This window comes from Streptomyces sp. NPDC054813, assembly GCF_053611365.1.
Genome location: NZ_JBSHAF010000014.1, coordinates 130,417 through 154,998, shown reverse-complemented (window position 1 = coordinate 154,998; position 24,582 = coordinate 130,417). Strand labels below are relative to the sequence as shown.

The window sequence follows — 24,582 nt, the reverse complement described above, 5'->3', positions numbered from 1 at the left end:
CTCCGAGGACCGACGCCGCCGTGTTCGACACTCTCTCCGATCGCCTTTCAGCGACCTTCAAGAATCTGCGCGGCAAAGGGCGTCTGAGTGAAGCGGACATCGACGCCACGGCCCGGGAGATCCGCATCGCGCTCCTCGAAGCCGACGTGGCCCTCCCGGTCGTCCGCACGTTCATCAAGAACGTCAAGGAGCGGGCGCTCGGCTCCGAGGTCTCCAAGGCCCTGAACCCGGCCCAGCAGGTCCTGAAGATCGTCAACGACGAGCTGGTCACGATCCTCGGCGGCGAGACCCGGCGGCTGCGCTTCGCCAAGCAGCCGCCCACCGTGCTCATGCTCGCCGGCCTCCAGGGCGCCGGTAAGACCACCCTCGCGGGCAAGCTCGGCCACTGGCTCAAGGAGCAGGGCCACTCCCCGCTCCTGGTCGCCGCCGACCTGCAGCGCCCCAACGCCGTCAACCAGCTCAGCGTCGTCGCCGAGCGCGCCGGAGTCGCCGTCTACGCGCCCGAGCCGGGCAACGGCGTCGGAGACCCGGTCAAGGTCGCCAAGGACTCCATCGAGTTCGCCAAGCAGAAGGTCCACGACATCGTGATCGTGGACACCGCCGGACGCCTCGGCATCGACCAGGAACTGATGCAGCAGGCCGCCGACATCCGGGACGCGGTCAGCCCCGACGAGATCCTCTTCGTCGTCGACGCGATGATCGGCCAGGACGCCGTCACCACCGCCGAGGCCTTCCGTGACGGTGTCGGCTTCGACGGTGTCGTCCTCTCCAAGCTCGACGGTGACGCCCGCGGTGGTGCCGCGCTCTCCATCCGCCAGGTCACCGGCAAGCCGATCATGTTCGCCTCGAACGGCGAGAAGCTGGACGACTTCGACGCCTTCCACCCGGACCGGATGGCTTCCCGCATCCTCGACATGGGTGACCTGCTCACCCTGATCGAGCAGGCGGAGAAGACGTTCAGCCAGGAAGAGGCCGAGAAGATGGCCTCCAAGCTGGCGTCCAAGAAGGGCCAGGACTTCACCCTGGACGACTTCCTGGCCCAGATGGAGCAGGTCAGGAAGATGGGCAGCATCAGCAAGCTGCTCGGCATGCTGCCCGGCATGGGCCAGATCAAGGACCAGATCAACAACCTGGACGAGCGGGACGTCGACCGCACCGCCGCGATCATCAAGTCGATGACCCCGGGCGAGCGCCAGGACCCCACGATCATCAACGGCTCCCGCCGCGCCCGTATCGCAAAGGGTTCCGGTGTCGAGGTCAGCGCGGTCAAGGGGCTCGTCGAGCGGTTCTTCGAGGCCCGCAAGATGATGTCCCGCATGGCCCAGGGCGGCGGCATGCCGGGCATGCCGGGGATCCCGGGCATGGGCGGCGGCCCCGGCCGGGCCAAGAAGCAGCCGAAGAAGGCCAAGGGCAAGCAGCGCTCCGGCAACCCGATGAAGCGCAAGCAGCAGGAGCTGGAGGAGGCCCAGCGCCGCGAGGCGGCCGCCCAGGGCGGCAACGCCTTCGGGGTGCCGCAGCAGGGCGCCCAGGACTTCGAGCTGCCGGACGAGTTCAAGAAGTTCATGGGCTGACGTTCCATGGGCTGAAGTTCATGGGAGTTCAAGGGCCGAGTTCACCTGTGCGCGTGCCAGGGGTTGCAAAGGCCGTTCGGCGAACGCACATGAGGGCGGTTTAGCTCGATCGTGTGATGGTCGGCCTTCAGGCTTGCTGTGTCCGGTGCGGTCCGGAGTAGCGTGGTCAGCACGATCTGGGACGCCGGGTGTGGTGCCAGCGTGCGGGGCCCCTGCTCCACCGGAGTGATGGTTCAGGGCCTCTCCGTCGCCTCTGACCACTTCCATAGGCCAGGTCGTGAGGGACTCCGCCCTTCTGGATCGGACCACGGACAGGATCCGTGTCGCCGGCCGGTTGCGAAAGCGGACGACCAGTGCGCCCAACACCGTTCGGGGCGTGCCAGTGCGCAGACTTGCCTCCGCTCACTGCAAAGGAACGGTTGGTCATATGCGGAATCGCTAATGACCAACCCTGCGCCGCCACGCAGGTCGCCCGACCAGCCCTTGCGCACCGAGGGCGCCCCCGAGGAGCCGTAGCAGCCGCCCGAAAGGCGGGAGACGCGCGGACCACGGCGGCGCCCTCGGCATCCTGGGCCGCAAGGCGCCGCCCAAGCCGGTCGAACTGGAGCCCGGACAGCAGCGGACCACCTTCGAGGACGTGGCCGGCATCGACGAGGTCGAGGGCGAGCTCAACGACGTCGTCGACTTCCTGAAGAACCCCGACGCCTACCGCAGGATGGGCGCCAAGATGCCGCGCGGTGTGCTGCTGGCCGGCCCGCCCGGCACCGGCAAGACCCTGCTCGCGCGGGCCGTGGCCGGCGAGGCGGGGGTGCCGTTCTTCTCGGCCTCCGCCTCCGAGTTCATCGAGATGATCGTGGGCGTCGGCGCGTCACGTGTGCGCGAACTGTTCGCGGAGGCCCGCAAGGTCGCCCCCTCCATCATCTTCATCGACGAGATCGACACCATCGGCCGGGCCCGCGGCGGCGGTGCCTCCATGGGCGGACACGACGAGCGCGAGCAGACCCTCAACCAGATCCTCACCGAGAGGGACGGCTTCTCCGGTTCCGAGGGCGTCATCGTCATCGCGGCCACCAACCGCGCCGACATCCTCGACCCCGCGCTCACCCGCCCCGGCCGCTTCGACCGGGTGGTCCAGGTCTCGCCCCCGGACCGTACCGGCCGCGAGGCCATCCTGGAGATCCACACCCGGGAGATCCCGCTCGCCCCGGACGTCGACCTCGCCCAGGTCGCCCGTACCACCCCGGGCATGACCGGTGCCGAACTGGCCAACCTCGCCGACGAGGCCGCTCTGCTCGCCGTCAAGCGCCAGCAGGACAGCGTGACCCAGTCCGACCTCTCGGAGGCCCTGGAAAAGGTCCAGCTCGGCGCCGAACGGCCGTTGGTGATGCCCGAGGAGGAGCGCAGGCGCACCGCCTACCACGAGAGCGGGCACGCCCTGCTCGGCATGCTGCAGCCCGGCGCCGACCCGGTCCGCAAGATCACCATCGTGCCGCGGGGCCGCGCCCTCGGCGTCACCCTGTCCACGCCGGACGCGGACAAGTACGCGTACACCGAGGAGTACCTGCGCGGCCGGATCATCGGCGCGCTCGGCGGCATGGCCGCCGAGCAGGTCGTCTACGACGTGATCACCACCGGTTCGGAGAGCGACCTGGAGCAGGTCACCAACATCGCGCGCGGGATGGTCTCCCGCTGGGGCATGAGCGAGGAGGTCGGCCGCCTCTCCGCGCTCCCGAACGACGCCCAGCAGGCCTACGGACTCCCCGCCGCGCCCCAGACCCTGGACGCGATCGACACCGAGATGCGCCGGATCGTCGACGAGTGCTACGAGGAGGCCTGCCGCAAACTCCGCGACCACCGCGACCAGCTGGACGCGCTGGCCCAGGCCCTGCTGGAACGCGAGACGCTGGAGGAGGCGGACGCCTACCGGATCGCCGGGATCACCCGACTCACCAAGGACCTCGACGAGACCTGACCGCCCCGAATCCGAGCGCCCCGAGTCTTAGCGCCCCAAAGGGGCGCGGGGCTGTATCGACGTGCGGCTCCGCCGCGCGGGCGCGACCAGCCCCCGCGGCGCCGCGGCCGCGCGACAACGGCACCTTCAGCGAAGCGTCAGCGCACGCGGGCGATCAGATACCGGAAGACGTTCGGCATCCACACCGTGCCGTCCGGGCGCTGGTGCGGGTGGAGCGCCTCGGTCAGCTCCTTGCCGACCTGCTCCTGGTCGGTCGCCGCGATCGCCGCGTCGAACAGCCCGGTCGACAGCAGCCCGCGTACGGCGCTGTCCGCGTCGGCGTAGCCGAACGGGCAGGAGACCCGGCCGGAACCGTCCATCCGCAGCCCGGCCCGCTGGGCGACCTCCTCCAGGTCGTCGCGGCACGCCGGCCGCCAACTTCCCGCGCTGCGCAAAGGATCGGCCAATTTCGCGGCCACCCGCAGGACGGACGAGGTCGCACAGCGCTCCGGCGGACCCCAACCGACCAGCACCACGGCCGCCCCGCGCTCCGCCGACGGCGTCGCCTCGGCGAGCAGTCCACCGAGCCCTTCGGCGTCGCCGGCCAGGCAGCCGATCGGGTCGAAGGCGGTGATCAGGTTGTACGACGGTGCGTGCGCGTCCACCGCGTCCGCCGGGCGGCCCTCGACGACCCGGGCGGCACGGCCACGCGCGCGTGCCCCGAGGACCGGCTCGGGCTGCAGGCGCTCACGGGCGAGGGCGAGGCGTTCGGGGGAGGAGTCGACACCGGTCACCACGGCCCCTCTGGCCGCCGCCATCAACAGGGCGAGACCGGAACCGCAGCGCAGGCCGAGCAGCCGGGTGGCGGGGCCCACTTCGAGTCGCTCGTGGACGGTCTCGTAGAGCGGCACCAGCATCCGCTCCTGGATCTCTGACCAGTCACGCGCGCGTGCGCCCAGGTTCACGCGGGGTGCGGAGTCCGCGTGAGACGGGCGATGCCGCACGAGCGTAGGTGTCATAGGTAAGCGCCCCAATCCGCCGAGAGTTACGCACTGACCGATTCCGTGGTCCCCGAGTCGTGCGCTCGCACTTCCCACGTATGCCAGGTAACTCCGGGCTCGCGGTGGCGTCCAGAGGTCGCGGGTACCGGCTTGTAGGTGGAATGTGACTGTGGCGAGATTTCACATCCCCGCAACTTGTGGCTCTACCATCGGACCCACGACACGGCGGTTCTGGCCATGGTCGGCCGGCACGGCGGCCGCACGGTGTCCGGTCGCCGGAGACGGGTCGGCGCCGGATGACGACGGGGTCCGAGTAACGTCCGGGCCGTCGCGGGCGCTGACCGATATGGCGTCTCCGCCACGAGAGCGGCCGAAAGGCCTCTTGCGCATCCGCCGACCACAGCCGCCCCGGTCCCTACGCCGGGGGTACGCGTCGGGTCGTACGTCAGACTACGCACCGGCTTGGTATGAGCTGTGAGGCTTCTCCGCAGATCAGCGCACCCGTACTCGTCTCCACGCATCAGTGCCAACTGACGGGTACGTGCAAATTATTTGAGATGCCCCGGAATAGGAACACAGCGGCACCCCCGCTCGTTCTCATTACGTGAGCACGACACAGACACCACCTGTTCTCGCCGCAGAGCTGGCAGAGGCGTGGGCCGACATTCAGCGGTACCACCCCGAACTGCCTGACCTTGCCGCGCCAGAGTCCCTGATCGGAGAGTCGTCGTCCGCGTGCGGACACGAGCTCTCCTTCGAACGGCTGCTCCATGAGGCAGTCCACGGCATCGCCGCCGCCCGTGGAGTGCGCGACACCTCCCGGGCCGGCCGCTACCACAACCGCAGATTCCTCGCGATCGCCGAGGAGCTGGGCCTGGACCACCCCGACGAGCCGCACCCCAGCAGCGGCTTCTCGCTGGTCGCGCTCAACCCCGAGGCCAAGCGCCGCTACCGGCCGACCATCGAGAGGCTGCAGCGCGCTCTCAAGGCCCACACGGTGGCGACCTCCGCCGACACCTCCCGTACCTTCCGCGGCCCGGCCGCCCGCCACGGCTCGTCCGGCGGCGGCGTCCGGGTCAAGGCGGTGTGCGACTGCGGCCGCAACGTCCGGGTGGTGCCGTCGGTCCTGGCCCAGGCGCCCATCGTGTGCGGCGGCTGCGGCAAGCCGTTCCGTATCCCGGAGGCCGTGGGAGCGGCGGCGAGCTGAGCAGACGGCTGCTCGTGGCAGCCGTAGCCATGGCTCATCGCCACACCCCGGTCTCCCGCAGGCAGCGCACCCGACGTACCTCACCTCCGCGCCGGGTGCGGCTGCCGCACGCCCAGGGCCCCGCACCTCGCCGTCGGCCAAAGCGACCCGCAGGGTGTGGCACAATGGCTAGCTGTACTCGACAGCCGCACAGGACCCCTCTCTCCTCCGGCTGACGCGTCCATCGGGCACTCGGGTACCGCAACCCCACGCGGCAGACTCGCCGTGCCCAAACACGTCAAAACCAGGAGAACCCACTCCCGTGGCAGTCAAGATCAAGCTGAAGCGTCTGGGCAAGATCCGTTCGCCTCACTACCGCATCGTCGTCGCCGACTCCCGCACTCGCCGTGACGGCCGTGCGATCGAGGAGATCGGCAAGTACCACCCGACCTACAACCCGTCGGTCATGGAGGTGGACGCCGACCGCGTCGCCTACTGGCTCGGCGTCGGCGCCCAGCCGACCGAGCCCGTGCTCGCCATCCTGAAGAAGACCGGCGACTGGCAGAAGTTCAAGGGCGAGCCCGCCCCGGCGCCGCTGCTCGTCGCCGCGCCGAAGGCCGCGCGTCCGACGTTCGAAGCGCTCGGCGGTGACGACGAGGGCAAGGGTGAGGCGATCACCCAGAAGAAGAAGGCTGAGAAGAAGGACGAGGCCGCGGCTGAGTCCGAGTCGACCGAGGCCTGAGCAGCATGCTCGAAGAGGCGCTTGAGCACCTCGTGAAGGGCATCGTCGACAACCCCGACGATGTGCAGGTCGCCTCGCGCAACCTGCGCCGCGGGCGCGTGCTGGAGGTCCGGGTGCACCCCGACGACCTCGGCAAGGTGATCGGACGCAACGGCCGTACCGCTCGCGCCCTGCGCACCGTCGTGGGCGCCATCGGCGGTCGCGGAGTCCGCGTCGACCTCGTCGACGTGGACCACGTCCGCTGACGCTTCATCGCAACCGGCTCGGGCCGGGGAGGGCCCACTGGGCCGTCCCCGGCCCGTAGTCGTATGGCTGGTCGTATGAGTCCTATGACAGGAGAACAAGCACAGTGCAGCTGGTAGTCGCACGGATCGGCCGCGCCCACGGCATCAAGGGCGAGGTCACCGTCGAGGTACGCACCGACGAGCCGGAGCTCAGGCTCGCGCCCGGCGCCGTACTCGCCACCGATCCCGCCTCGACGGGACCGCTGACCATCGAGACGGGCCGGGTGCACAGCGGCCGTCTGCTTCTGCGCTTCGAGGGCGTCAAGGACCGCACCGGGGCCGAGGCCCTGCGCAACACCCTCCTGATCGCCGAGGTCGATCCGGAGGAGCTGCCCGAGGACGAGGACGAGTACTACGACCACCAGCTGATCGACCTGGACGTGGTCACCGCGGACGGCACCGAGGTCGGCCGGATCACCGAGATCTCGCACCTGCCCTCCCAGGACCTGTTCATCGTCGAGCGCCCCGACGGCAGCGAGGTGATGATCCCGTTCGTCGAGGAGATCGTCACCGAGATCGACCTGGAGGAGCAGAAGGCGGTCATCGCGCCCCCGCCGGGCCTGATCGACGACCACGCGGCCCGCGACGAAGTCGCTGATGGACGCAGCGCCTCCTCCCGGGACGAGTCCTGATGCGCCTCGACGTCGTCACGATCTTCCCCGAGTACCTGGAACCGCTGAACGTCTCGCTCGTCGGCAAGGCACGCGCGCGTGGACAGCTCGACGTGCGGGTGCACGACCTGCGGACCTGGACGTACGACCGGCACAACACGGTCGACGACACCCCGTACGGCGGCGGGCCCGGCATGGTCATGAAGACCGAGCCCTGGGGTGACGCCCTCGACGCCGTCCTCGCCGACGGCTACGAGACCGGCGCGCACGCCCCCGCGCTGATCGTGCCCACCCCCAGCGGCCGCCCCTTCACCCAGGAACTCGCGGTCGAACTCTCCGAGCGGCCCTGGCTGATCTTCACACCGGCCCGTTACGAGGGCATCGACCGGCGGGTCATCGACGAGTACGCCACCCGGATGCCGGTCCACGAGGTGTCCATCGGCGACTATGTGCTCGCCGGCGGCGAGGCGGCCGTACTCGTCGTCACCGAGGCCGTGGCCAGGCTGCTGCCCGGCGTCCTCGGCAACGCCGAGTCGCACCGGGACGACTCCTTCGCACCCGGAGCGATGGCCAACCTCCTGGAAGGGCCCGTCTACACCAAGCCGCCGCAGTGGCGGGGGCGCGACCTCCCGGAGGTGCTGCTCAGCGGCCACCACGGGAAGATCGCCCGCTGGCGCCGTGACGAGGCTCTGAAGCGTACGACCGTGCACCGGCCCGACCTGATCGAGCGCTGCGACCCCAAGGCGTTCGACAAGAAGGACCGCGAGATGCTCTCCATCCTGGGCTGGGCACCGGATCCGGAGGGGGAGCCCTACGGCCGATTTTGGCGCAGGGCCAACGGCGTGGAAGAATAGGCGGCTGTTGTGCTGTGAACCGTCCGGTGTGCGCCCCTGCCACAGGGGGAGACGACGCCCACCCCGACGGCACGGCCCACTTCCGAAGAACATCTATTCCCGTTGATGACCTGTGGCATCAGCGAAGAAAGCAGACGAAAAATGTCTCACCTTCTCGACACCGTCGACTCCGCGTCGCTGCGCAGCGACGTCCCGGCCTTCCGCCCGGGTGACACCGTCAACGTCCACGTCCGCGTCATCGAGGGCAACCGCTCCCGTGTGCAGCAGTTCAAGGGCGTTGTGATCCGCCGCCAGGGCAGCGGTGTCCGCGAGACCTTCACGGTCCGCAAGGTCTCCTTCTCCGTCGGCGTCGAGCGCACCTTCCCGGTGCACACCCCGATCGTCGAGAAGATCGAGCTCGTCACCCGCGGTGACGTGCGTCGCGCCAAGCTCTACTACCTGCGCGACCTGCGCGGCAAGGCCGCGAAGATCAAGGAGAAGCGCGACAACTGATCGCGTGCGACGAGGCTCGTGAGCCGTAGGCGAGCGAGCCGATAAGAAGGTGGCTCACCGAGGCCGGATAACATCTGGCCCCGATGGACACCGAAGCACAGCCGACGGAGCGCGACCGCTCCTCCAGCCCCGAACCGGAGGCCACGGAGGACCGGTCGCGTTTCGCGTTCCTGACGCGGGTCACCGACTGGCTGCCGGGCGGCTGGATCACCCTGACCCTCTTCGCCTGCCTGGCGTTTTTGCTCGTCCTCAACGCTTTCGTGGCGCAACCATTCCAGATTCCCAGCGGATCCATGGAACAGGGATTGAGGATCGGGGACCGAGTTCTCGTAAATAAGTTGGCGTACCGTTTCGGTGCCGAGCCGCGCCGGGGCGATGTCGTCGTGTTCGACGGCACCGGGTACTTCGGGGACGCCGACTACATCAAACGCGTTGTCGGTGTGGGAGGAGACCGTGTGGTCTGCTGCGACAAGGAGGGGAGGATCGAAGTGAACGGCCGGTCGGTCGACGAGACCGCGTTCCTCTATCCCGGTGACACCCCGTCCACCGTGCCCTTCTACGTCGAGGTCCCCGACGGCACGCTCTTCGTCCTCGGTGACCACCGCAGCGACTCCAGCGACTCCCGCGACCATCTGGGCTCGCCCGGCGGCGGCATGATCCCCGTCAAGGACGTGATCGGCCGGGCCGACTGGATCGTCTGGCCGTACGCACACTGGACCCACCTCACCCGTCCCGCCGCCTACGCGCGCGTGCCGGCGCCGGGAGGGGCCCATGGGTAACCGCGGCAAACCGCGCGGCGTGCCCACGGACGCCACCGCCAATCTGCTGCCCACCGGGGTCCGGCGCTCCTCCGCCCCGTCCGGCGGCCGGTCCCGCGCGGAGCGGCGCAAGCTGCAGCGCAAGGTCAAGCGCAAGCGTCGGCGCGGCGCGATGCGGGAGATACCGCTGCTGGTCGGTGTGGCCGTCCTGATAGCCCTGGTGCTGAAGACGTTCCTCGTCCAGGCCTTCGTGATCCCCTCGGGTTCGATGGAGCAGACGATCCGGATCGGCGACCGTGTCCTGGTCGACAAGTTCACCCCGTGGTTCGGCTCCGAGCCGCACCGCGGTGACGTCGTCGTCTTCCACGACCCGGGCGGCTGGCTGGGGGACGAGCAGACCACCAAGGCGAACGACCCGATCGTCGTCAAGCAGGTCAAGGAAGGGCTCACCTTCATCGGTCTGCTGCCCTCCGCCAACGAGAAGGACCTCATCAAGCGGGTCATCGGTGTCGGCGGCGACCACGTCAAGTGCTGCGACGCGCAGGGCCGGGTCACCGTCAACGGCGTACCGCTGACCGAGGGCGACTACCTCTATCCAGGGAACGCCCCGTCCGCCACCGAGTTCGACATCACCGTCCCGCAGGGGCGGCTGTGGGTGATGGGCGACCACCGCGGCAACTCGGCCGACTCCCGGGCGCACCAGGACACCGGCTACGGCGGCACCGTTCCGGTGAGCCTGGTGGTGGGCCGGGCCAAGTGGATCGGCTGGCCGTTCGGGCACTGGACCTCGCTGAACGAACCTAAAACCTTCGCAAGCGTTTCGAACTCCGTGTCGGGGTCGACCGCGGCTCCCCGGCTGTCGCATAGGGTTGCCTCCGACGATCCAAACGGATACATCCAACTCCCGAGCCCTGCGGAACTCCCGCTCGTTATGGGAGTGGTGGGTCTGCGCCGGGGATGGCGCGGGCGGCGGCACGGAGTAAGGAGTTGGCGTGGGGGATGTGGCGGTTGGCGCACGGTCGGGACACGACGGCGAGGAGCACAGCGGGCGCCCCGTGGAGAATGTCCCCCCCGTCGACGGTGGTTCCACCTCCGGGAATGACGGTGGTCCGGCCGGGGACGGCGGTCCGGCGGACGGCCTGTACCCCGGCGGTGGCGGCGGGGACACGGACGGGGGTGCGGGCGACTCGGCGGCGCCCGCACCGAAGAAGCCCCGCTCCTTCTGGAAGGAGCTGCCGATCCTGATCGGTATCGCGCTGGTACTGGCGCTGCTGATCAAGACGTTCCTGGTGCAGGCGTTCTCGATCCCGTCGGACTCGATGCAGAACACCCTCCAGCAGGGTGACCGGGTCCTGGTCGACAAGCTCACCCCGTGGTTCGGCTCCAAGCCGGACCGCGGCGAGGTCGTCGTCTTCCACGACCCGGACGACTGGCTGGCCGGTGAGCCCACGGCCCAGCCGAACGCGATCCAGACGTTCCTCAGCTGGATCGGCCTGATGCCGTCCGCCGAGGAGAAGGACCTCATCAAGCGGGTCATCGGCGTCGGCGGCGACACCATCTCCTGCAAGAACAGCGGTCCGGTCATGGTCAACGGCCATGCGCTGAACGAGCCCTATGTGTATCCGGGCAACACCCCGTGCAGCGTCGACGACCAGGGCGGCCAGTTCACGGTGAAGGTGCCCAAGGGCTACATCTGGGTGATGGGCGACCACCGCCAGAACTCCCGCGACTCGCGCTACAACCAGTCCGACAAGCACCACGGCATGGTCCCGGTCAAGGACGTCGTCGGCCGCGCCATCGTCAAGGCCTGGCCGATCAACCGCTGGGGCACCCTGCCCGTCCCGGACACCTTCGACCAGAGCGGCATCAACACGCAGTCGTCCGCCGCGGCCTCCCTCTCGGTGGCCCCGGAGGGCGTGGCCGTCGCGGCCGTCCTGCCGATCGCGGTGTGGCGCCGCCGGCGGGGCGAGCGGATCGAGTCGAAGTTCGAGAAGCGGCCGGCGGCCGCCGGCAAGCGCTGACCGGAGCGAGCCCGGCCGCTGCTGACCGGCCCATGTGAAACCCTTGGGGAGCTTGTGACCAGGGGCGGGGAAGAAGGGCTGCCCCTGCCCGGTACCGCCGGGTAGGGTGCGGCCTCATGGGTGGCGAGAGCACGATACGTACGGCCCCGCGCAGCGGAGGCACCAGCACCGGCACGGCGCAGGCCGGCGGCACGCTCGGAAATCGTTTGTCCGGGATCGCCGTCGCGCTGGGCATCGTGCTGTTCCTCGGCGGGTTCGCCTGGGGAGCGGTGGTCTACCGGCCGTACACCGTGCCCACCGGTTCGATGACCCCGACGATCGACGTCGGGGACCGGGTCCTCGGCCAGCGCATCGACGGCAGCGAGGTGCGCCGGGGTGACGTGGTGGTCTTCCACGACACCAGCTGGGTCTCCAACGCGGACGTCGTCAAGCGCGTGGTCGCGATCGGCGGTGACACCGTCGCCTGCTGCACGAACGGCAAGCTGACCGTCAACGGCAAGCAGATCGACGAGCCGTATCTGCCGGCGGGCAGCCTGGCCGAGCTCCAGGGCTTCCCGTCCGTCACCGTCCCCAAGGGCCGGCTCTTCCTCCTCGGTGACGAGCGCCAGGGCTCCCTGGACTCCACCGCCCACCTCACGGACGCGGCGAAGGGCACGGTGGCCCGCAGCGCCGTCAGCGCACGCGTGGACTCCGTCATCTGGCCCATGAAGGGCCTGCTCAAGCGTCCGACCGGCTTCGAGACGCTCGGCTCCCTCTCCCAGCCGGGCCCGCTGCGTATCATCGAGTTCATGATCGTGGGCGGGGCCGTGCTGGTCCTCGCCGGCGGCGCGTACGGCCCGATCGCCGGCCTGCTGGGCCGCTCCCGCGGCCGCGGCCGTACGGAGCCCGCCGGTGCCCGCTGAGGCGCTGCCGGAGGGCACCCCCAGCGCCCCGCGCAAGGTGGCCAGGGTGGTTCTTCTGGACCCCGACGACCGCATCCTGCTCCTGCACGGCCATGAACCGGACGACCCGGCCGACGACTGGTGGTTCACGCCCGGCGGCGGACTGGAGGGCGACGAGACCCGTGAGCAGGCCGCGCTGCGGGAACTCGCCGAGGAGACCGGCATCACGGACGTCGAACTCGGCCCGCTGCTGTGGCGGCGGATGTGCTCCTTCCCGTTCGCCGGCCGCCGCTGGGACCAGGACGAGTGGTACTACCTGGCCCGGACGGCGCATACGTTTGAGGTGATGCCCGAGGCCAGCGCCCTGACCGAGCTGGAGCGGCGCAGTGTCGTGGGAGCGCGTTGGTGGACGTGCCGGGAACTGACCCGGGCACATGAGACGGTGTATCCGACCAGACTCGCCGAGCTGTTCCGTAGGCTGCTCGACGAAGGTCCCCCCGTCAGGCCCGTCACCCTTGACACGGAAATCGTCTAGGGGCGCGCGGGACTGGCGCACAATGGTGGGATCGCACGGCTGAAGGGGAACATGCCATGAGCGCCGAGGACCTCGAAAAGTACGAGACCGAGATGGAGCTGAAGCTCTACCGGGAGTACCGAGATGTCGTCGGTCTGTTCAAATATGTGATCGAGACCGAGCGGCGCTTCTACCTCACCAACGACTACGAGATGCAGGTGCACTCGGTCCAGGGCGAGGTGTTCTTCGAGGTGTCCATGGCGGACGCCTGGGTCTGGGACATGTACCGGCCCGCCCGCTTCGTGAAACAGGTTCGCGTACTCACGTTCAAGGACGTGAATATCGAGGAGCTGAACAAGACCGATCTGGAGCTTCCGGGCGGCTGACCCGGGCTTCGGGGGTGACGTGGGACCACTCGTGTGAGTGACGGAGTTGTCCACAATCGCTGAGGAACCCACCAAGATCCACTTCTGGCTGGGGGATGCGTGACGGTTGGCGCCGGAGGTGGTGCCGACATGAACACGAATCGGGCACGCAGTGCACTCGGCAGGTACGGCGAGACGCTGGCCGCGCGGCGGCTGACGGAAGCCGGTCTCACGATCCTGGAGCGCAACTGGCGCTGCGGCAGGTCGGGCGAGATCGACATCGTGGCGCGGGACGGGGACGTCCTGGTGGTCTGCGAGGTCAAGACCCGGCGGGCGGGGCTCTTCGAACACCCCATGGCCGGCGTGACTCCCGAGAAGGCGGAGCGCCTGCGGGGCCTCGCCGAACACTGGATCCACGCCCATGGAGGAGCGCCGCCGGGCGGCGTCCGCATCGACGTGGTCGGGGTGCTCCTGCCGCAGCGCGGGGCGCCCGTGGTCGAGCACGCGCGGGGGGTGGCGTGAGATGGGGTTCGCGCGGACGTGCTCGGTGGCGCTGGTGGGCGTCGAGGGCGTGGTGGTCGAGGTCCAGGCCGACCTGGAGCCCGGCGTGGCGGCGTTCACGCTGGTGGGGCTGCCGGACAAGAGCCTGACGGAGAGCAAGGACCGGGTGCGGGCGGCGGTGGTGAACTCGGGGGCGGCCTGGCCCTCGAAGAAACTCACGGTGGGACTGAGCCCGGCGTCGGTGCCGAAGAGCGGCAGCGGCTTCGACCTGGCGGTCGCCGCGGCGGTGCTCGGCGCGGCCGAACGGATCGATCCCCGGGTGCTCGCCGAGATCGTGATGATCGGCGAGCTGGGCCTGGACGGGCGGGTGCGGCCGGTCCGGGGCATCCTGCCGGCCGTCCTGGCCGCCGCCGACGCCGGATACGAGCAGGTGGTCGTACCCGAGAGCGCGGCGCCGGAGGCATCGCTGGTGCCGGGCGTGTCGGTGCTCGGCGTGCGGAGCCTGCGCCAGCTGATCGCGGTCCTCACCGATGAACCGGTACCCGACGAGGAGGCCGTCCCCGGCGAGATCCGCTCCGACCCCTTCCTCGCGGGGCTGGCCCTCCCCGGCATGGGGCTCGGTACCGGCATGACGTCCGGCGACCACGCACCCGACCTGGCCGACGTCGCCGGGCAGCCGGTGGCCCGGGCCGCCCTGGAGGTGGCGGCGGCCGGGCGCCATCACGTCTTCTTCAAGGGCCCGCCCGGTGCCGGCAAAACCATGCTGGCCGAGCGGCTGCCGGGGCTGCTGCCCGAGCTGAGCCGCCAGGAGTCCCTGGAGGTCACCGCCGTCCACTCGGTCGCCGGGATACTGCCGCCGGGCCATCCCCTCGTCGACCGGGCGCCCTACTGCGCTCCGCACCACTCGGCCACCATGGCCTCGCTGGTCGGCGGCGGAACCGGCCTGCCACGCCCCGGAGCGGTGTCCCTGGCCCACCACGGCGTGCTCTTCCTTGACGAGGCCGCCGAGTTCCACAGCAGCGTCCTGGACGCCCTGCGCCAGCCTCTGGAGTCCGGGCACGTCGTGGTCGCCCGGGCCGCCGGGATGCTGCGGATGCCGGCGAAGTTCCTCATGGTCCTGGCCGCCAATCCCTGCCCCTGCGGCCGGCACGGCAGCGCCGGTGACACCTGCGAGTGCCGGCCCTCCTCGATCAGGCGGTACCGGGCCCGGCTCTCCGGCCCCCTGCTGGACCGCGTGGACCTCAGGGTGACCGTCGAACCGGTCGCCCGGGAGGAACTGCTGCGGCTCCACACCAGTGCCGAGCCCTCCGCCGCCGTGGCCGACCGGGTGCGCGCGGCCCGGGAACGAGCCGCCCGCCGCTACGAGGGGCTGCCCTGGCACACCAACAGCGAGGTGCCCGGCCACGAACTGCGCACCCGCTGGCACGTACAGCCCGGCGCGCTCGCCAAGGCCGAACTGGATCTCGACCGGGGCCTGCTCACCGCCCGTGGCCTGGACCGGGTGCTCCGCGTGGCCTGGACTCTTGCCGACCTCGCGGGCCACGACCGGCCCTCGGGGAACGACGTCAACCTGGCCCTGGAACTGCGCACCGGCGTCCGGCGAGGTGCGGTCCTGGAACGGACCGCGCGATGAGCGACGGCGGACGGCCCGCCCGGATCCTCCTCGCCCGGATCCTCCTCACCCGGGTCATCGAACCCGGCGACGAGACCGGCGGGCGATGGCTGCGGGAGTACGGGGTCCAGGAGGTGGCCTGGCGGCTGCGTGCGAGCGGGGCGACGGCGCTGCCCGGGGTGAGCGCGACGCGCTGGGAGGGCCTCCGCGCCAGGGCCGGGCACGCCGACCCGGAGCGGGACCTCAAGATGGCGCGGGAGGCCGGCGTGCGTTTCGTCGCCCCCGGCGACACCGAGTGGCCCACCCAGCTCGACGACCTCGGGGACGCCCGTCCCCTCGGGCTGTGGGTGCGGGGGCGGCCCAGTCTGCGGATGTGGGCGCTCCGGGCCGTCGCCGTCGTCGGCGCGCGGGCCTGTACCGAGTACGGGGCGCACATGGCGGCCACCCTCGCCGCCGGGCTCGCCGAGCGCGGCTGGGTGGTGGTGTCCGGTGGCGCCTACGGCGTGGACGGCGCCGCGCACCGCGGTGCCCTGGGCGCCGGTGGTGCCACCGTCGCGGTGCTGGCCTGCGGGGTCGACCGGCCCTACCCGCGCGGGCACACCGAGTTGATCGGCAGGATCGCGGAACAGGGTCTGGTGGTGGGGGAGTTGCCGCCCGGTGAGCATCCGACGCAGAGCAGGTTCGTGCTCCGCAACCGGGTGATCGCGGCGCTGACCAGGGGGACCGTCGTCGTGGAGGCCGCCCACCGCAGCGGCTCGCTGGTCACCGCGCGGGCGGCGCAGCGGCTCGGCCGGTTCACCATGGGCGTGCCCGGCCCCGCCACCAGCGGCCTCTCGGCGGGGGTGCACGAACTGCTGAGAGGGGAGGCCGCCCTCGTCACCGACGCCGCGGAAGTCGTCGAACTCGTGGGCGACATGGGTGAGCTGGCACCGGCCAGACGCGGTCCCGTCCTCCCACGTGACCTGCTGGAACCCGGAGCCCGGCGGGTCCTGGCCGCCCTGCCCGGGAACCGGCCGGCGTCACCCGAAGAGGTGGCACGGGGCGCTCAGACGTCCGAGGACGAGGCCGTCGCGAGGCTGTACGAACTCCGAGCACTTGGTTACGTCGAACGACACGGCGACGGCTGGAAGTTGACACGCCAGGCGATGATCTCGGTCCGAGAGGGTCGGAGTCGGCGCTGACCGAGCGTGTTCGGCCGTCCGGGGGAACCCCCGATGCCCTTGGGAATTCCCGGAGTTGACACCTCCGGTCGATCACGCAGAGCGACAAGCCGAGCGCGGGCGGACGCGCCGTGCAGGGGGTCCGCGCAGGGGTGGAGCCTCGGTGTTCGCGCACCGCGACTCCTCAGTCACGCTACGCTCACGAAAGCCCTGACGCAGACCGCGCCAACCGGCACCAGACCGACAGCCCGCCCAACCCGCACCCTTCACCCCTGCTCACCCCCTTCGCGGCACATCACAGCACTTCCTGGCACTTCACGGCAGAACGGCACAAGGCGACGAATGCCCCAGCACACCTCCGGGTCCGACCGGGCGGCGATCCCCCCAGCCGCCCGCGACGGTGGCAGCGTGCGGCCGCCCGCTCCCTCGACGCTCGACGAGCTGTGGCGGTCGTACAAGGCGACGGGGGACGACCGGCTGCGGGAACAGCTGATCCTGCACTACTCACCACTGGTGAAGTACGTGGCGGGACGGGTGAGCGTCGGGCTGCCGCCCAACGTGGAACAGGCCGACTTCGTCTCGTCCGGGGTGTTCGGGCTCATCGACGCGATCGAGAAGTTCGACGTCGACCGGGAGATCAAGTTCGAGACGTACGCGATCACCCGGATCCGGGGCGCGATGATCGACGAGCTGCGGGCGCTGGACTGGATCCCCCGGTCCGTACGGCAGAAGGCGCGCAACGTCGAGCGGGCGTACGCCACGCTGGAGGCCCGGCTGCGCAGGACGCCCTCGGAGGGCGAGGTGGCCGCAGAGCTGGACATCGAGGTCGACGAACTCCATGCCGTCTTCAGCCAGTTGTCGCTGGCCAACGTGGTGGCGCTGGAGGAGCTGCTGCACGTCGGGGGTGAGGGTGGCGACGGGCTGAGCGTCATGGACACGCTGGAGGACACCGCCGCGGACAATCCCGTGGAGGTGGCCGAGGACCGGGAGCTGCGGCGGTTCCTGGCGCGGGCCATCAACACGCTGCCGGAACGGGAGAAGACCGTGGTGACCCTCTACTACTACGAGGGGCTCACACTCGCCGAGATCGGCAACGTGCTCGGGGTCACCGAGAGCCGGGTCAGCCAGATCCACACCAAGTCGGTGCTGCAGCTGCGGGCGAAGCTGGCGAGTTTCGGACGCTGAGTGGCGGCTCTCGGCCGCTGAGCTGGAGATTTCGGAGCGTCGCCGCCGGGAGTGACCGGTGTCCCGGTCGCGCTGTCTCCCGTCCGGCGCGGCGCGTCCGTAGAGTGGTTGACGTGCCAAGGATTCGAGCGGCCTCCGTGGCCGAGCACCGGTCGATGCAGCGAGCCGCCCTGCTGGACGCGGCGCGGTCCCTCCTGTCGGAGGGTGGGACGGAGGCGCTGACGTTCCCCGCGCTCGCCGAGCGGACGGGACTCGCACGCTCATCCGTGTACGAGTACTTCCGTTCCAGGGCCGCGGTGGTCGAGGAGCTGTGCGAGGTCGACTTCCCGGTGTGGGCGGCGGAGGTCGAGGCGGCGATGGAGCGGGCGGCTTCCGGTGAGGGCAAGGTCGAGGCCTATGTGCGGCAGCAGCTGGCGCTGGTCGGGGACCGGCGGCACCGGGCGGTGGTCGCGATCTCGGCGAGCGAGCTGGACGCCGGGGCGCGGGAGAAGATCCGGGCCGCGCACGGCGGGCTGGTCGCGATGATCGTGGAGGCGCTGGGGGAGCTGGGGCATGAGCAGCCCCGGCTGGCGGCGATGCTGGTGCAGGGCGTTGTGGACGCGGCGGTACGGCGCATCGAGCTGGGCGCGGCAGAGGATCCGACGGTCATCACGGAAGCGGCTGTGGCCATGGCACTGCGGGGTGTGCAGGGCTGAGACGGGGGGCCTCCCGGGCGGTCGGCGCGAGTGGAGCGCCCCTTCAGGGGCGCGGGGAACTGCGCGACCAGCCCCCCCACCGACCCGCACTCGCACAACCGCCCACCGCCCCCGGATCACCCCTCCGGCAGCGGCACCCCCAGCACCGGCAGCAGTCTCGACGGACCCCCGTTCAGCAACCACGGCGGCAACAGCAGCAACGGGTTCACATACACGTCCCCCCTGAGCAGACCCCAGTGCACACACGCACGTGCACCACAGTGCGCACCCACCGGCTCCACCGTCCCCACCACCTGCCCCGGCGCCACCTCCTCCCCCTTCTCGACCCGCGCCGTCACCGGTTCGTACGTCGTGCGGAGGTCCGTCCCGGCGAGTCGCACCGACACCACGCCCCGCCCGGCCACCCGCCCCGCGAAGGAGACCCGGCCTGCCGCCACCGCCCGGACCTCCGCGCCGGGCGCGGCACCCAGATCGACCCCGCGGTGCCCGGGGCCGTACACCGTCGCCGGCGGCTCCCAGCCCCGCAGGACCGGCGGTCGTACCCCCACCGGCCAGGCACGGCCGATTGCCGGGACCGTCGCCGGAGGGGGCGGGGGGTCCCCCGCCCGAGCCATCGCCCAAGCCACCGCCCAGGTCCAGGTCCAGACCCAGGTCCCGGTCACCGTAAGGAGCAGCGGCAGCCACCGCATCGTTCGTCGCATCGCCCACATGACCGAACCATCCCGTAAACCGCCGATCATGGCCGGTACCTGTGGATTACTCACCCGTTGTGGACAGCGGCGTCACCCGGTGCCTCCCGGGTCCCGTACACTTCCTTTGGCGATCCGGGTCACCGGGTCGACTTCGCACGCCCCGACATCAGGTCAGCACAATGATCTGAGTCAGCGCTTCTCGGTCCTTCGTGGCACAGCGCAAACGGGCGTCAGGCGCGGGAGCCGTCCGGTCCCCGCGGCACAACCGAGAAATTCAAGGAGATACGGCCATGGCCGTCGTCACGATGCGGGAGCTGCTGGAGAGCGGCGTCCACTTCGGTCACCAGACCCGTCGCTGGAACCCGAAGATGAAGCGTTTCATCTTCACCGAGCGCAACGGCATCTACATCATCGACCTGCTCCAGTCGCTGTCGTACATCGACCGCGCCTACGAGTTCGTCAAGGAGACCGTCGCCCACGGCGGCACGGTCATGTTCGTCGGCACGAAGAAGCAGGCGCAGGAGGCCATCGCGGAGCAGGCCACCCGCGTCGGTATGCCCTACGTCAACCAGCGCTGGCTGGGCGGCATGCTCACCAACTTCTCGACCGTCTACAAGCGTCTGCAGCGCCTCAAGGAGCTCGAGCAGATCGACTTCGAGGACGTCGCCGCGTCCGGTCTGACCAAGAAGGAGCTTCTCGTGCTGTCGCGCGAGAAGGCCAAGCTGGAGAAGACCCTCGGTGGTATCCGCGAGATGTCCAAGGTGCCCAGCGCCGTCTGGATCGTGGACACCAAGAAGGAGCACATCGCGGTCGGTGAGGCCCGGAAGCTCAACATCCCGGTCGTCGCCATCCTCGACACCAACTGCGACCCCGACGAGGTCGACTACAAGATCCCGGGCAACGACGACGCGATCCGCTCCGTCACCCTGCTCACCCGCGTGATCGCCGACGCCGTGGCCGAGGGCCTCATCTCCCGCTCCGGTGTCGCCACCGAGGGCAAGGGCGACAAGGCCGCGGGCGAGCCGCTGGCGGCCTGGGAGCGCGACCTGCTCGAGGGCGAGAAGAAGGCCGACGAGCCCGAGGTCCAGACCTCCGCCGAGACCGAGAAGGTCGCCGACGCCGAGCAGGCCGAGGCTCCGGCTGCCGCCGAGGCCGCTGTCGAGGCCCCGGCTGCCGAGGAGGCCCCCGCGGCCGAGGCGCCTGCGGCCGAGGCGCCCGCCGCGGACGCCGAGCAGGCCTGACCCGTCAGCGTTGACGGCGGGGGCGGCGACATCCCGAACGCCCCCGCCGTTCACCCATAGATTCGCGCTCTACATCTACGTGTGGATCGTGGATCGGGCAGATCTCCCGACTTCGAGAAAGACTTAACGACTCATGGCGAACTACACCGCCGCTGACGTCAAGAAGCTCCGTGAGCTCACCGGCGCCGGCATGATGGACTGCAAGAAGGCCCTGGACGAGGCCGAGGGCGACGTCGACAAGGCTGTCGAGGCGCTCCGCATCAAGGGCCAGAAGGGCGTCGCCAAGCGCGAGGGCCGGTCCGCCGAGAACGGCGCCGTGGTCTCGATCATCGCCGACGACAACTCCTCCGGCGTCCTCGTCGAGCTGAAGTGCGAGACGGACTTCGTCGCCAAGGGCGAGAAGTTCCAGGCCGCCGCCAACGCGATCGCCGAGCACGTCGCCAAGTCCACCTACGCGGACCTGGATGCCCTGCTCGCCTCCGAGATCGAGCCCGGCAAGACCGTCCAGGCGTTCGTGGACGAGGCCAACGCCAACCTCGGCGAGAAGATCGTCCTGGACCGCTTCGCGCAGTACGCCGACGGTTTCGTGCTCGCTTACATGCACCGCACGATGCCCGACCTGCCCCCGCAGATCGGTGTCCTCGTCGAGCTCGACAAGCCGAACGCCGAGATCGCCAAGGGCGTCGCCCAGCACATCGCCGCCTTCGCGCCGAAGTACCTCGCCAAGGAGGACGTGCCGGCCGACGTCGTCGAGTCCGAGCGTCGTATCGCCGAGGAGACCACCCGCGCCGAGGGCAAGCCCGAGGCCGCCCTGCCGAAGATCGTCGAGGGTCGTCTGAACGGCTTCTTCAAGGACGCCACGCTGCTCGGCCAGCCGTACGCGCTCGACAACAAGAAGTCCGTCCAGAAGGTTCTGGACGAGGCCGGTGTCACCCTGAAGCGCTTCACCCGCATCAAGGTCGGCATCTGAGTCCGTACCGCGATCGACGCGCGACCCGTGGGGAAATCCCGATAGGGTCGGTCGACAGCAGTCGTCCGGGTACCCGGCCAGACCCAGGGTCGTGACGGACGGCAGCAGATCTGACGAGGAGGCCATTGCCGCGCATGGGCAGCGAAAAGCGACCCCACCGGCAATGGCCTTCTTCGTATGTGCACCACGTGAAAGAGGCGGGATCTCCATGACCACCAAGGCTCAGAAGAGCGACGACGGCAAAGTACGCGGCCGGTTTCTGCTGAAGCTGTCCGGAGAGGCGTTCGCCGGTGGCGGCGGCCTGGGCGTGGACCCCGACGTGGTGCACAAGATCGCCCGTGAGATCGCGGCCGTCGTCCGCGACGGCGCCGAGGTCGCCGTCGTCATCGGCGGCGGCAACTTCTTCCGTGGCGCCGAGCTCCAGCAGCGCGGGATGGACCGGGCCCGCTCGGACTACATGGGCATGCTCGGCACCGTGATGAACTGCCTGGCCCTCCAGGACTTCCTGGAGAAGGAGGGCATCGACAGCCGGGTGCAGACCGCGATCACCATGGGCCAGGTCGCCGAGCCGTACATCCCGCTGCGCGCCGTGCGCCACCTGGAGAAGGGCCGCGTGGTCATCTTCGGCGCCGGTATGGGCATGCCGTACTTCTCCACCGACACCACCGCCGCCCAGCGCGCCCTGGAGATCGACGCCGAGGCACTGCTCATGGGCAAGAACGGCGTGGACGGGGTCTACGACTCCGACCCGAAGAAGAACCCGGACGCCGTCAAGTTCGACTCCCTCGGCTACGGCGAGGTCATCACCCGCGAGCTCAAGGTCGCCGACGCCACGGCGATCACGCTCTGTCGCGACAACAAGCTGCCGATCCTGGTGTTCGAGCTGCTCGTGGAGGGCAATATCGCGCGGGCCGTCAAGGGTGAGAAGATCGGCACGCTGGTGGGTGACCAGGGCAGCCGGGCCTGACCGGTACCGCCTGACGCACCCTGACCGGGGGATGGACAATGTCCTGCCGGTCGGGAACCGTGCAGGAAAGAAGACGCGACGCAGCCGGCCGCCGCCCGCACAGGAACCGCAGCCGGGCCTTACTCAAGACACGCAGGAGCAAGTGGTGATCGAAGAGACCCTCCTCGAGGCCGAGGAGAAGATGGAGAAGGCCGTCGTGGTCGCCAAGGAGGACTTCGCCGCGATCCGCACCGGTCGTGCGCACCCGGCGATGTTCAACAAGATCGTGGCCGACTACTACGGCGCGCCGACGCCGATCAACCAGCTGGCCTCGTTCTCCGTGCCGGAACCGCGCATGGCGGTCGTGACCCCGTTCGACAAGAGCGCGCTGCGCAACATCGAGCAGGCGATCCGCGACTCGGACCTGGGCGTCAACCCGAGCAACGACGGCAACATCATCCGGGTGGTGTTCCCGGAGCTCACCGAGGAGCGCCGCCGCGACTACATCAAGGTCGCCAAGAGCAAGGCCGAGGACTCCCGGGTGTCCATCCGTTCCGTCCGCCGCAAGGCCAAGGACGCCATCGACAAGCTGATCAAGGACGGCGAGGTCGGCGAGGACGAGGGCCGTCGCGCCGAGAAGGAGCTCGACGACACCACCGCGAAGTACGTCGCACAGGTGGACGAGCTCCTCAAGCACAAGGAAGCGGAGCTTCTCGAAGTCTGATGAACGACTCATCCTGGGGAGCGCCGCCACACGCCGGTCCGCAGGCCGGGCAGGCCGGATCACCGGCCGGGTACTGGGGGCCGACCGATCAGGGCACCGGCCAGGGGTACGACCAGGGTCCTGTCGCGGGCCGGGGGTACGACGACCAGGGTCCCGTCCAAGGCCAGGGGTACGACCAGGGTCCTGTCCAGGGCCCTGGTCACGCCAACGGTTCCGGCCACGGCCAGGGGTACCACCAGGCTCCCGGCCAGGGGTACGACCAGGGCTATGTCCATGGCTATGGCCAGGGACATGTCCAGGGAGCCGCCCCGGCGGGTCCCGCGTACGATGCGCATGACGCGCAGCAGACTCGCCCCATGCCGATCGTGCCCGACGACGTACCCGCGTACGGCGGAGACCAGGACGACGACCGGGGGGCCTCTCGACTGAGCGGCCCCCTGTTCCGAGACGAGACGTTCCAGGACGGTACGTCTCGCGACGGGACGTACCGCAACGACACCCCGTCGGCGCAGCCTCTGCCCCATGCGGCGGCGCCGCAGAATCCGGAGCCCATGCCCGACGCCCCGCAGCCGGCGCCCGCGCCGCAGAAGAAGAGCGCGGGTCGGGACCTGGGTGCGGCGATAGGGGTCGGCGTCGGACTGGGCGTCGTGATCGTGGCGTCCCTGTTCGTCGTCAAGGCCGTCTTCGTCGGCGTGGTCGCGGTCGCGGTCGTGGTGGGCCTTTGGGAGCTGACCAGCCGGCTCCAGGAGCGCAAGGGCATCAAGGCGCCCCTGGTCCCGCTGGCACTGGGCGGCGCGGCGATGGTGGTCGCCGGCTACGCCCGCGGTGCCGAAGGTGCCTGGGTCGCCCTGGCGCTCACCGGGCTGGCGGTTCTGGTCTGGCGGATGACGGAACCGCCGGAGGGCTATCTCAGGGACGTCACGGCGGGTCTCTTCGCGGCGTTCTACGTGCCGTTCCTGGCGACCTTCGTCTCGATGATGCTCACCGCCGACGACGGCCCGCGCCGGGTGATCACCTTCCTTCTCCTCACGGTGGTCAGCGACACCGGGGCCTACGCGGTCGGCTGGCGTTTCGGCACCCACAAGCTCGCCCCCCGCATCAGCCCCGGCAAGACCCGAGAGGGCCTGGTCGGCGCGGTGCTGTTCGCCATGGCGGCGGGCGCGCTGTGCATGCAGTTCCTGATCGACGACGGCACCTGGTGGCAGGGCCTGCTGCTGGGCCTCGCGGTCGCGGCCAGCGCCACCCTCGGCGACCTCGGCGAGTCCATGATCAAGCGGGACCTGGGCATCAAGGACATGGGCACCTTGCTCCCGGGCCACGGAGGCATCATGGACCGGCTGGACTCCCTGCTGCCCACGGCTCCGGTGGTGTGGCTGCTGATGGTGCTGTTCGTCGGGAGTGCATGAGGGCGGCCCACGGCGCCGGGCCGCGGTAGCGGCGAGTCGATACAGCACGGGTCGGCTGGACTCCTTGTTGCCGACGCCCATGGTGCTCTTCGTCGGCAGCGGCTGACGTACACCTGTAGTAGTGGGGGCCCCCGCCGCGGCGCGGGGGGGGGGCGGGGGGCTCTTGGCCCCCCCAGTAGGCCGAGGAAAAACGATGGGTTATAGCGGGGGCTGACGAGC

26 protein-coding genes and 1 pseudogene are annotated in these 24,582 nt (G+C 70.1%); 24 read left to right on the top strand and 3 right to left on the bottom strand.

Annotated elements, in window-relative coordinates; all coding sequences use genetic code 11:
• The first annotated feature begins 20 nt into the window (after positions 1 to 20).
• Positions 21 to 1,571 carry a signal recognition particle protein gene (gene ffh, locus ACWGJB_RS27750; protein WP_453382794.1) on the top strand — a complete coding sequence of 517 codons (1,551 nt, stop codon included), beginning with the start codon at positions 21 to 23 and terminating at the stop codon, positions 1,569 to 1,571.
• A gap of 550 nt (positions 1,572 to 2,121) precedes the next feature.
• Positions 2,122 to 3,543, top strand: a pseudogene (ftsH, locus tag ACWGJB_RS27745) (ATP-dependent zinc metalloprotease FtsH); the annotation flags it as partial.
• 137 nt (positions 3,544 to 3,680) lie between these two features.
• Here ftsH and ACWGJB_RS27740 read toward each other — a convergent pair.
• Positions 3,681 to 4,541 carry a methyltransferase domain-containing protein gene (locus tag ACWGJB_RS27740; RefSeq protein ID WP_453382793.1) on the bottom strand — a complete coding sequence of 287 codons (861 nt, stop codon included), beginning with the start codon at positions 4,539 to 4,541 and terminating at the stop codon, positions 3,681 to 3,683.
• A 586-nt stretch (positions 4,542 to 5,127) separates the two neighbouring features.
• On the opposite strand from ACWGJB_RS27740, the gene ACWGJB_RS27735 reads away from it, so the two are divergent.
• The 17 genes from ACWGJB_RS27735 (at position 5,128) to ACWGJB_RS27655 (ending at position 18,384) form a co-directional block, all read left to right on the top strand.
• Entirely contained in the window at positions 5,128 to 5,730 is a 603-nt protein-coding gene (locus ACWGJB_RS27735; RefSeq protein WP_450766032.1) for a hypothetical protein, read from the top strand.
• 301 nt (positions 5,731 to 6,031) lie between these two features.
• A complete protein-coding gene (gene rpsP / locus ACWGJB_RS27730; protein WP_360484878.1) occupies positions 6,032 to 6,451 on the top strand; it encodes a 30S ribosomal protein S16 in 420 nt (139 codons plus the stop codon).
• A gap of 5 nt (positions 6,452 to 6,456) precedes the next feature.
• Positions 6,457 to 6,696 carry an RNA-binding protein gene (locus ACWGJB_RS27725; RefSeq protein WP_003973401.1) on the top strand — a complete coding sequence of 80 codons (240 nt, stop codon included), beginning with the start codon at positions 6,457 to 6,459 and terminating at the stop codon, positions 6,694 to 6,696.
• Positions 6,697 to 6,800: 104 nt separating this feature from the next.
• Positions 6,801 to 7,367, top strand: coding sequence for a ribosome maturation factor RimM (gene rimM / locus ACWGJB_RS27720; protein WP_453382792.1), 567 nt, complete (start codon positions 6,801 to 6,803; stop codon positions 7,365 to 7,367).
• On the top strand, positions 7,367 to 8,200 hold the full coding sequence (gene trmD, locus ACWGJB_RS27715) for a tRNA (guanosine(37)-N1)-methyltransferase TrmD (protein WP_453382791.1): 834 nt from the start codon (positions 7,367 to 7,369) through the stop codon (positions 8,198 to 8,200). Before rimM ends, trmD begins: the two co-directional genes overlap by 1 nt.
• Positions 8,201 to 8,341: 141 nt before the next feature.
• On the top strand, positions 8,342 to 8,692 hold the full coding sequence (gene rplS, locus ACWGJB_RS27710; protein WP_351323547.1) for a 50S ribosomal protein L19: 351 nt from the start codon (positions 8,342 to 8,344) through the stop codon (positions 8,690 to 8,692).
• Positions 8,693 to 8,775: 83 nt separating this feature from the next.
• Positions 8,776 to 9,471: a signal peptidase I gene (gene lepB, locus ACWGJB_RS27705; protein WP_453382790.1), complete on the top strand. Its 696-nt coding sequence runs from the start codon at positions 8,776 to 8,778 to the stop codon at positions 9,469 to 9,471.
• Positions 9,464 to 10,552, top strand: coding sequence for a signal peptidase I (gene lepB, locus ACWGJB_RS27700; RefSeq protein WP_453382789.1), 1,089 nt, complete (start codon positions 9,464 to 9,466; stop codon positions 10,550 to 10,552). The genes lepB (ACWGJB_RS27705) and lepB (ACWGJB_RS27700) overlap by 8 nt, the downstream gene beginning before the upstream one ends.
• Entirely contained in the window at positions 10,443 to 11,471 is a 1,029-nt protein-coding gene (lepB, locus tag ACWGJB_RS27695) for a signal peptidase I (protein ID WP_453382788.1), read from the top strand. Before lepB (ACWGJB_RS27700) ends, lepB (ACWGJB_RS27695) begins: the two co-directional genes overlap by 110 nt.
• A 116-nt stretch (positions 11,472 to 11,587) precedes the next feature.
• The gene (gene lepB, locus ACWGJB_RS27690) at positions 11,588 to 12,373 is read left to right on the top strand and encodes a signal peptidase I (RefSeq protein WP_453382787.1); all 786 of its coding nucleotides are present in this window, start codon (positions 11,588 to 11,590) and stop codon (positions 12,371 to 12,373) included.
• Positions 12,363 to 12,887 (top strand): NUDIX hydrolase, encoded by a 525-nt coding sequence (locus ACWGJB_RS27685; protein ID WP_453382786.1) that lies wholly within the window; start codon positions 12,363 to 12,365, stop codon positions 12,885 to 12,887. The genes lepB (ACWGJB_RS27690) and ACWGJB_RS27685 overlap by 11 nt, the downstream gene beginning before the upstream one ends.
• Positions 12,888 to 12,943: 56 nt before the next feature.
• Complete coding sequence (locus tag ACWGJB_RS27680) at positions 12,944 to 13,252, top strand: DUF2469 domain-containing protein (RefSeq protein WP_008745401.1); 309 nt, start codon at positions 12,944 to 12,946, stop codon at positions 13,250 to 13,252.
• Between the two features lie 129 nt (positions 13,253 to 13,381).
• Entirely contained in the window at positions 13,382 to 13,753 is a 372-nt protein-coding gene (locus tag ACWGJB_RS27675) for a YraN family protein (protein WP_453382785.1), read from the top strand.
• A gap of 1 nt (position 13,754) precedes the next feature.
• Positions 13,755 to 15,365: a YifB family Mg chelatase-like AAA ATPase gene (locus ACWGJB_RS27670; RefSeq protein ID WP_453382784.1), complete on the top strand. Its 1,611-nt coding sequence runs from the start codon at positions 13,755 to 13,757 to the stop codon at positions 15,363 to 15,365.
• Positions 15,362 to 16,525 (top strand): DNA-processing protein DprA, encoded by a 1,164-nt coding sequence (dprA, locus tag ACWGJB_RS27665; RefSeq protein WP_453382783.1) that lies wholly within the window; start codon positions 15,362 to 15,364, stop codon positions 16,523 to 16,525. Before ACWGJB_RS27670 ends, dprA begins: the two co-directional genes overlap by 4 nt.
• 321 nt (positions 16,526 to 16,846) lie before the next feature.
• Complete coding sequence (whiG, locus tag ACWGJB_RS27660) at positions 16,847 to 17,689, top strand: RNA polymerase sigma factor WhiG (RefSeq protein WP_453382782.1); 843 nt, start codon at positions 16,847 to 16,849, stop codon at positions 17,687 to 17,689.
• 137 nt (positions 17,690 to 17,826) lie between these two features.
• Positions 17,827 to 18,384 (top strand): TetR/AcrR family transcriptional regulator, encoded by a 558-nt coding sequence (locus tag ACWGJB_RS27655; protein WP_453382872.1) that lies wholly within the window; start codon positions 17,827 to 17,829, stop codon positions 18,382 to 18,384.
• Between the two features lie 116 nt (positions 18,385 to 18,500).
• Here ACWGJB_RS27655 and ACWGJB_RS27650 read toward each other — a convergent pair whose 3' ends face one another.
• The gene (locus tag ACWGJB_RS27650) at positions 18,501 to 19,085 is read right to left on the bottom strand and encodes a murein hydrolase activator EnvC family protein (protein WP_453382781.1); all 585 of its coding nucleotides are present in this window, start codon (positions 19,083 to 19,085) and stop codon (positions 18,501 to 18,503) included.
• Between the two features lie 281 nt (positions 19,086 to 19,366).
• Here ACWGJB_RS27650 and rpsB point away from each other — a divergent pair, with 281 nt between their 5' ends.
• From rpsB to frr, 4 genes are all read left to right on the top strand, one after another.
• On the top strand, positions 19,367 to 20,317 hold the full coding sequence (gene rpsB, locus ACWGJB_RS27645; RefSeq protein WP_453382780.1) for a 30S ribosomal protein S2: 951 nt from the start codon (positions 19,367 to 19,369) through the stop codon (positions 20,315 to 20,317).
• Positions 20,318 to 20,450: 133 nt separating this feature from the next.
• A complete protein-coding gene (gene tsf, locus ACWGJB_RS27640) occupies positions 20,451 to 21,287 on the top strand; it encodes a translation elongation factor Ts (protein ID WP_351739299.1) in 837 nt (278 codons plus the stop codon).
• 208 nt (positions 21,288 to 21,495) lie between these two features.
• On the top strand, positions 21,496 to 22,254 hold the full coding sequence (gene pyrH / locus ACWGJB_RS27635) for a UMP kinase (protein ID WP_351739297.1): 759 nt from the start codon (positions 21,496 to 21,498) through the stop codon (positions 22,252 to 22,254).
• A gap of 145 nt (positions 22,255 to 22,399) precedes the next feature.
• On the top strand, positions 22,400 to 22,957 hold the full coding sequence (gene frr / locus ACWGJB_RS27630; RefSeq protein ID WP_351712500.1) for a ribosome recycling factor: 558 nt from the start codon (positions 22,400 to 22,402) through the stop codon (positions 22,955 to 22,957).
• A 59-nt stretch (positions 22,958 to 23,016) separates the two neighbouring features.
• Here frr and ACWGJB_RS27625 read toward each other — a convergent pair whose 3' ends face one another.
• Positions 23,017 to 23,292, bottom strand: a complete 276-nt coding sequence (locus ACWGJB_RS27625) for a hypothetical protein (RefSeq protein WP_453382779.1) — start codon at positions 23,290 to 23,292, stop codon at positions 23,017 to 23,019.
• Between the two features lie 21 nt (positions 23,293 to 23,313).
• Here ACWGJB_RS27625 and ACWGJB_RS27620 point away from each other — a divergent pair, with 21 nt between their 5' ends.
• Complete coding sequence (locus ACWGJB_RS27620) at positions 23,314 to 24,363, top strand: phosphatidate cytidylyltransferase (protein WP_453382778.1); 1,050 nt, start codon at positions 23,314 to 23,316, stop codon at positions 24,361 to 24,363.
• The last annotated feature ends 219 nt before the right edge of the window (positions 24,364 to 24,582 follow it).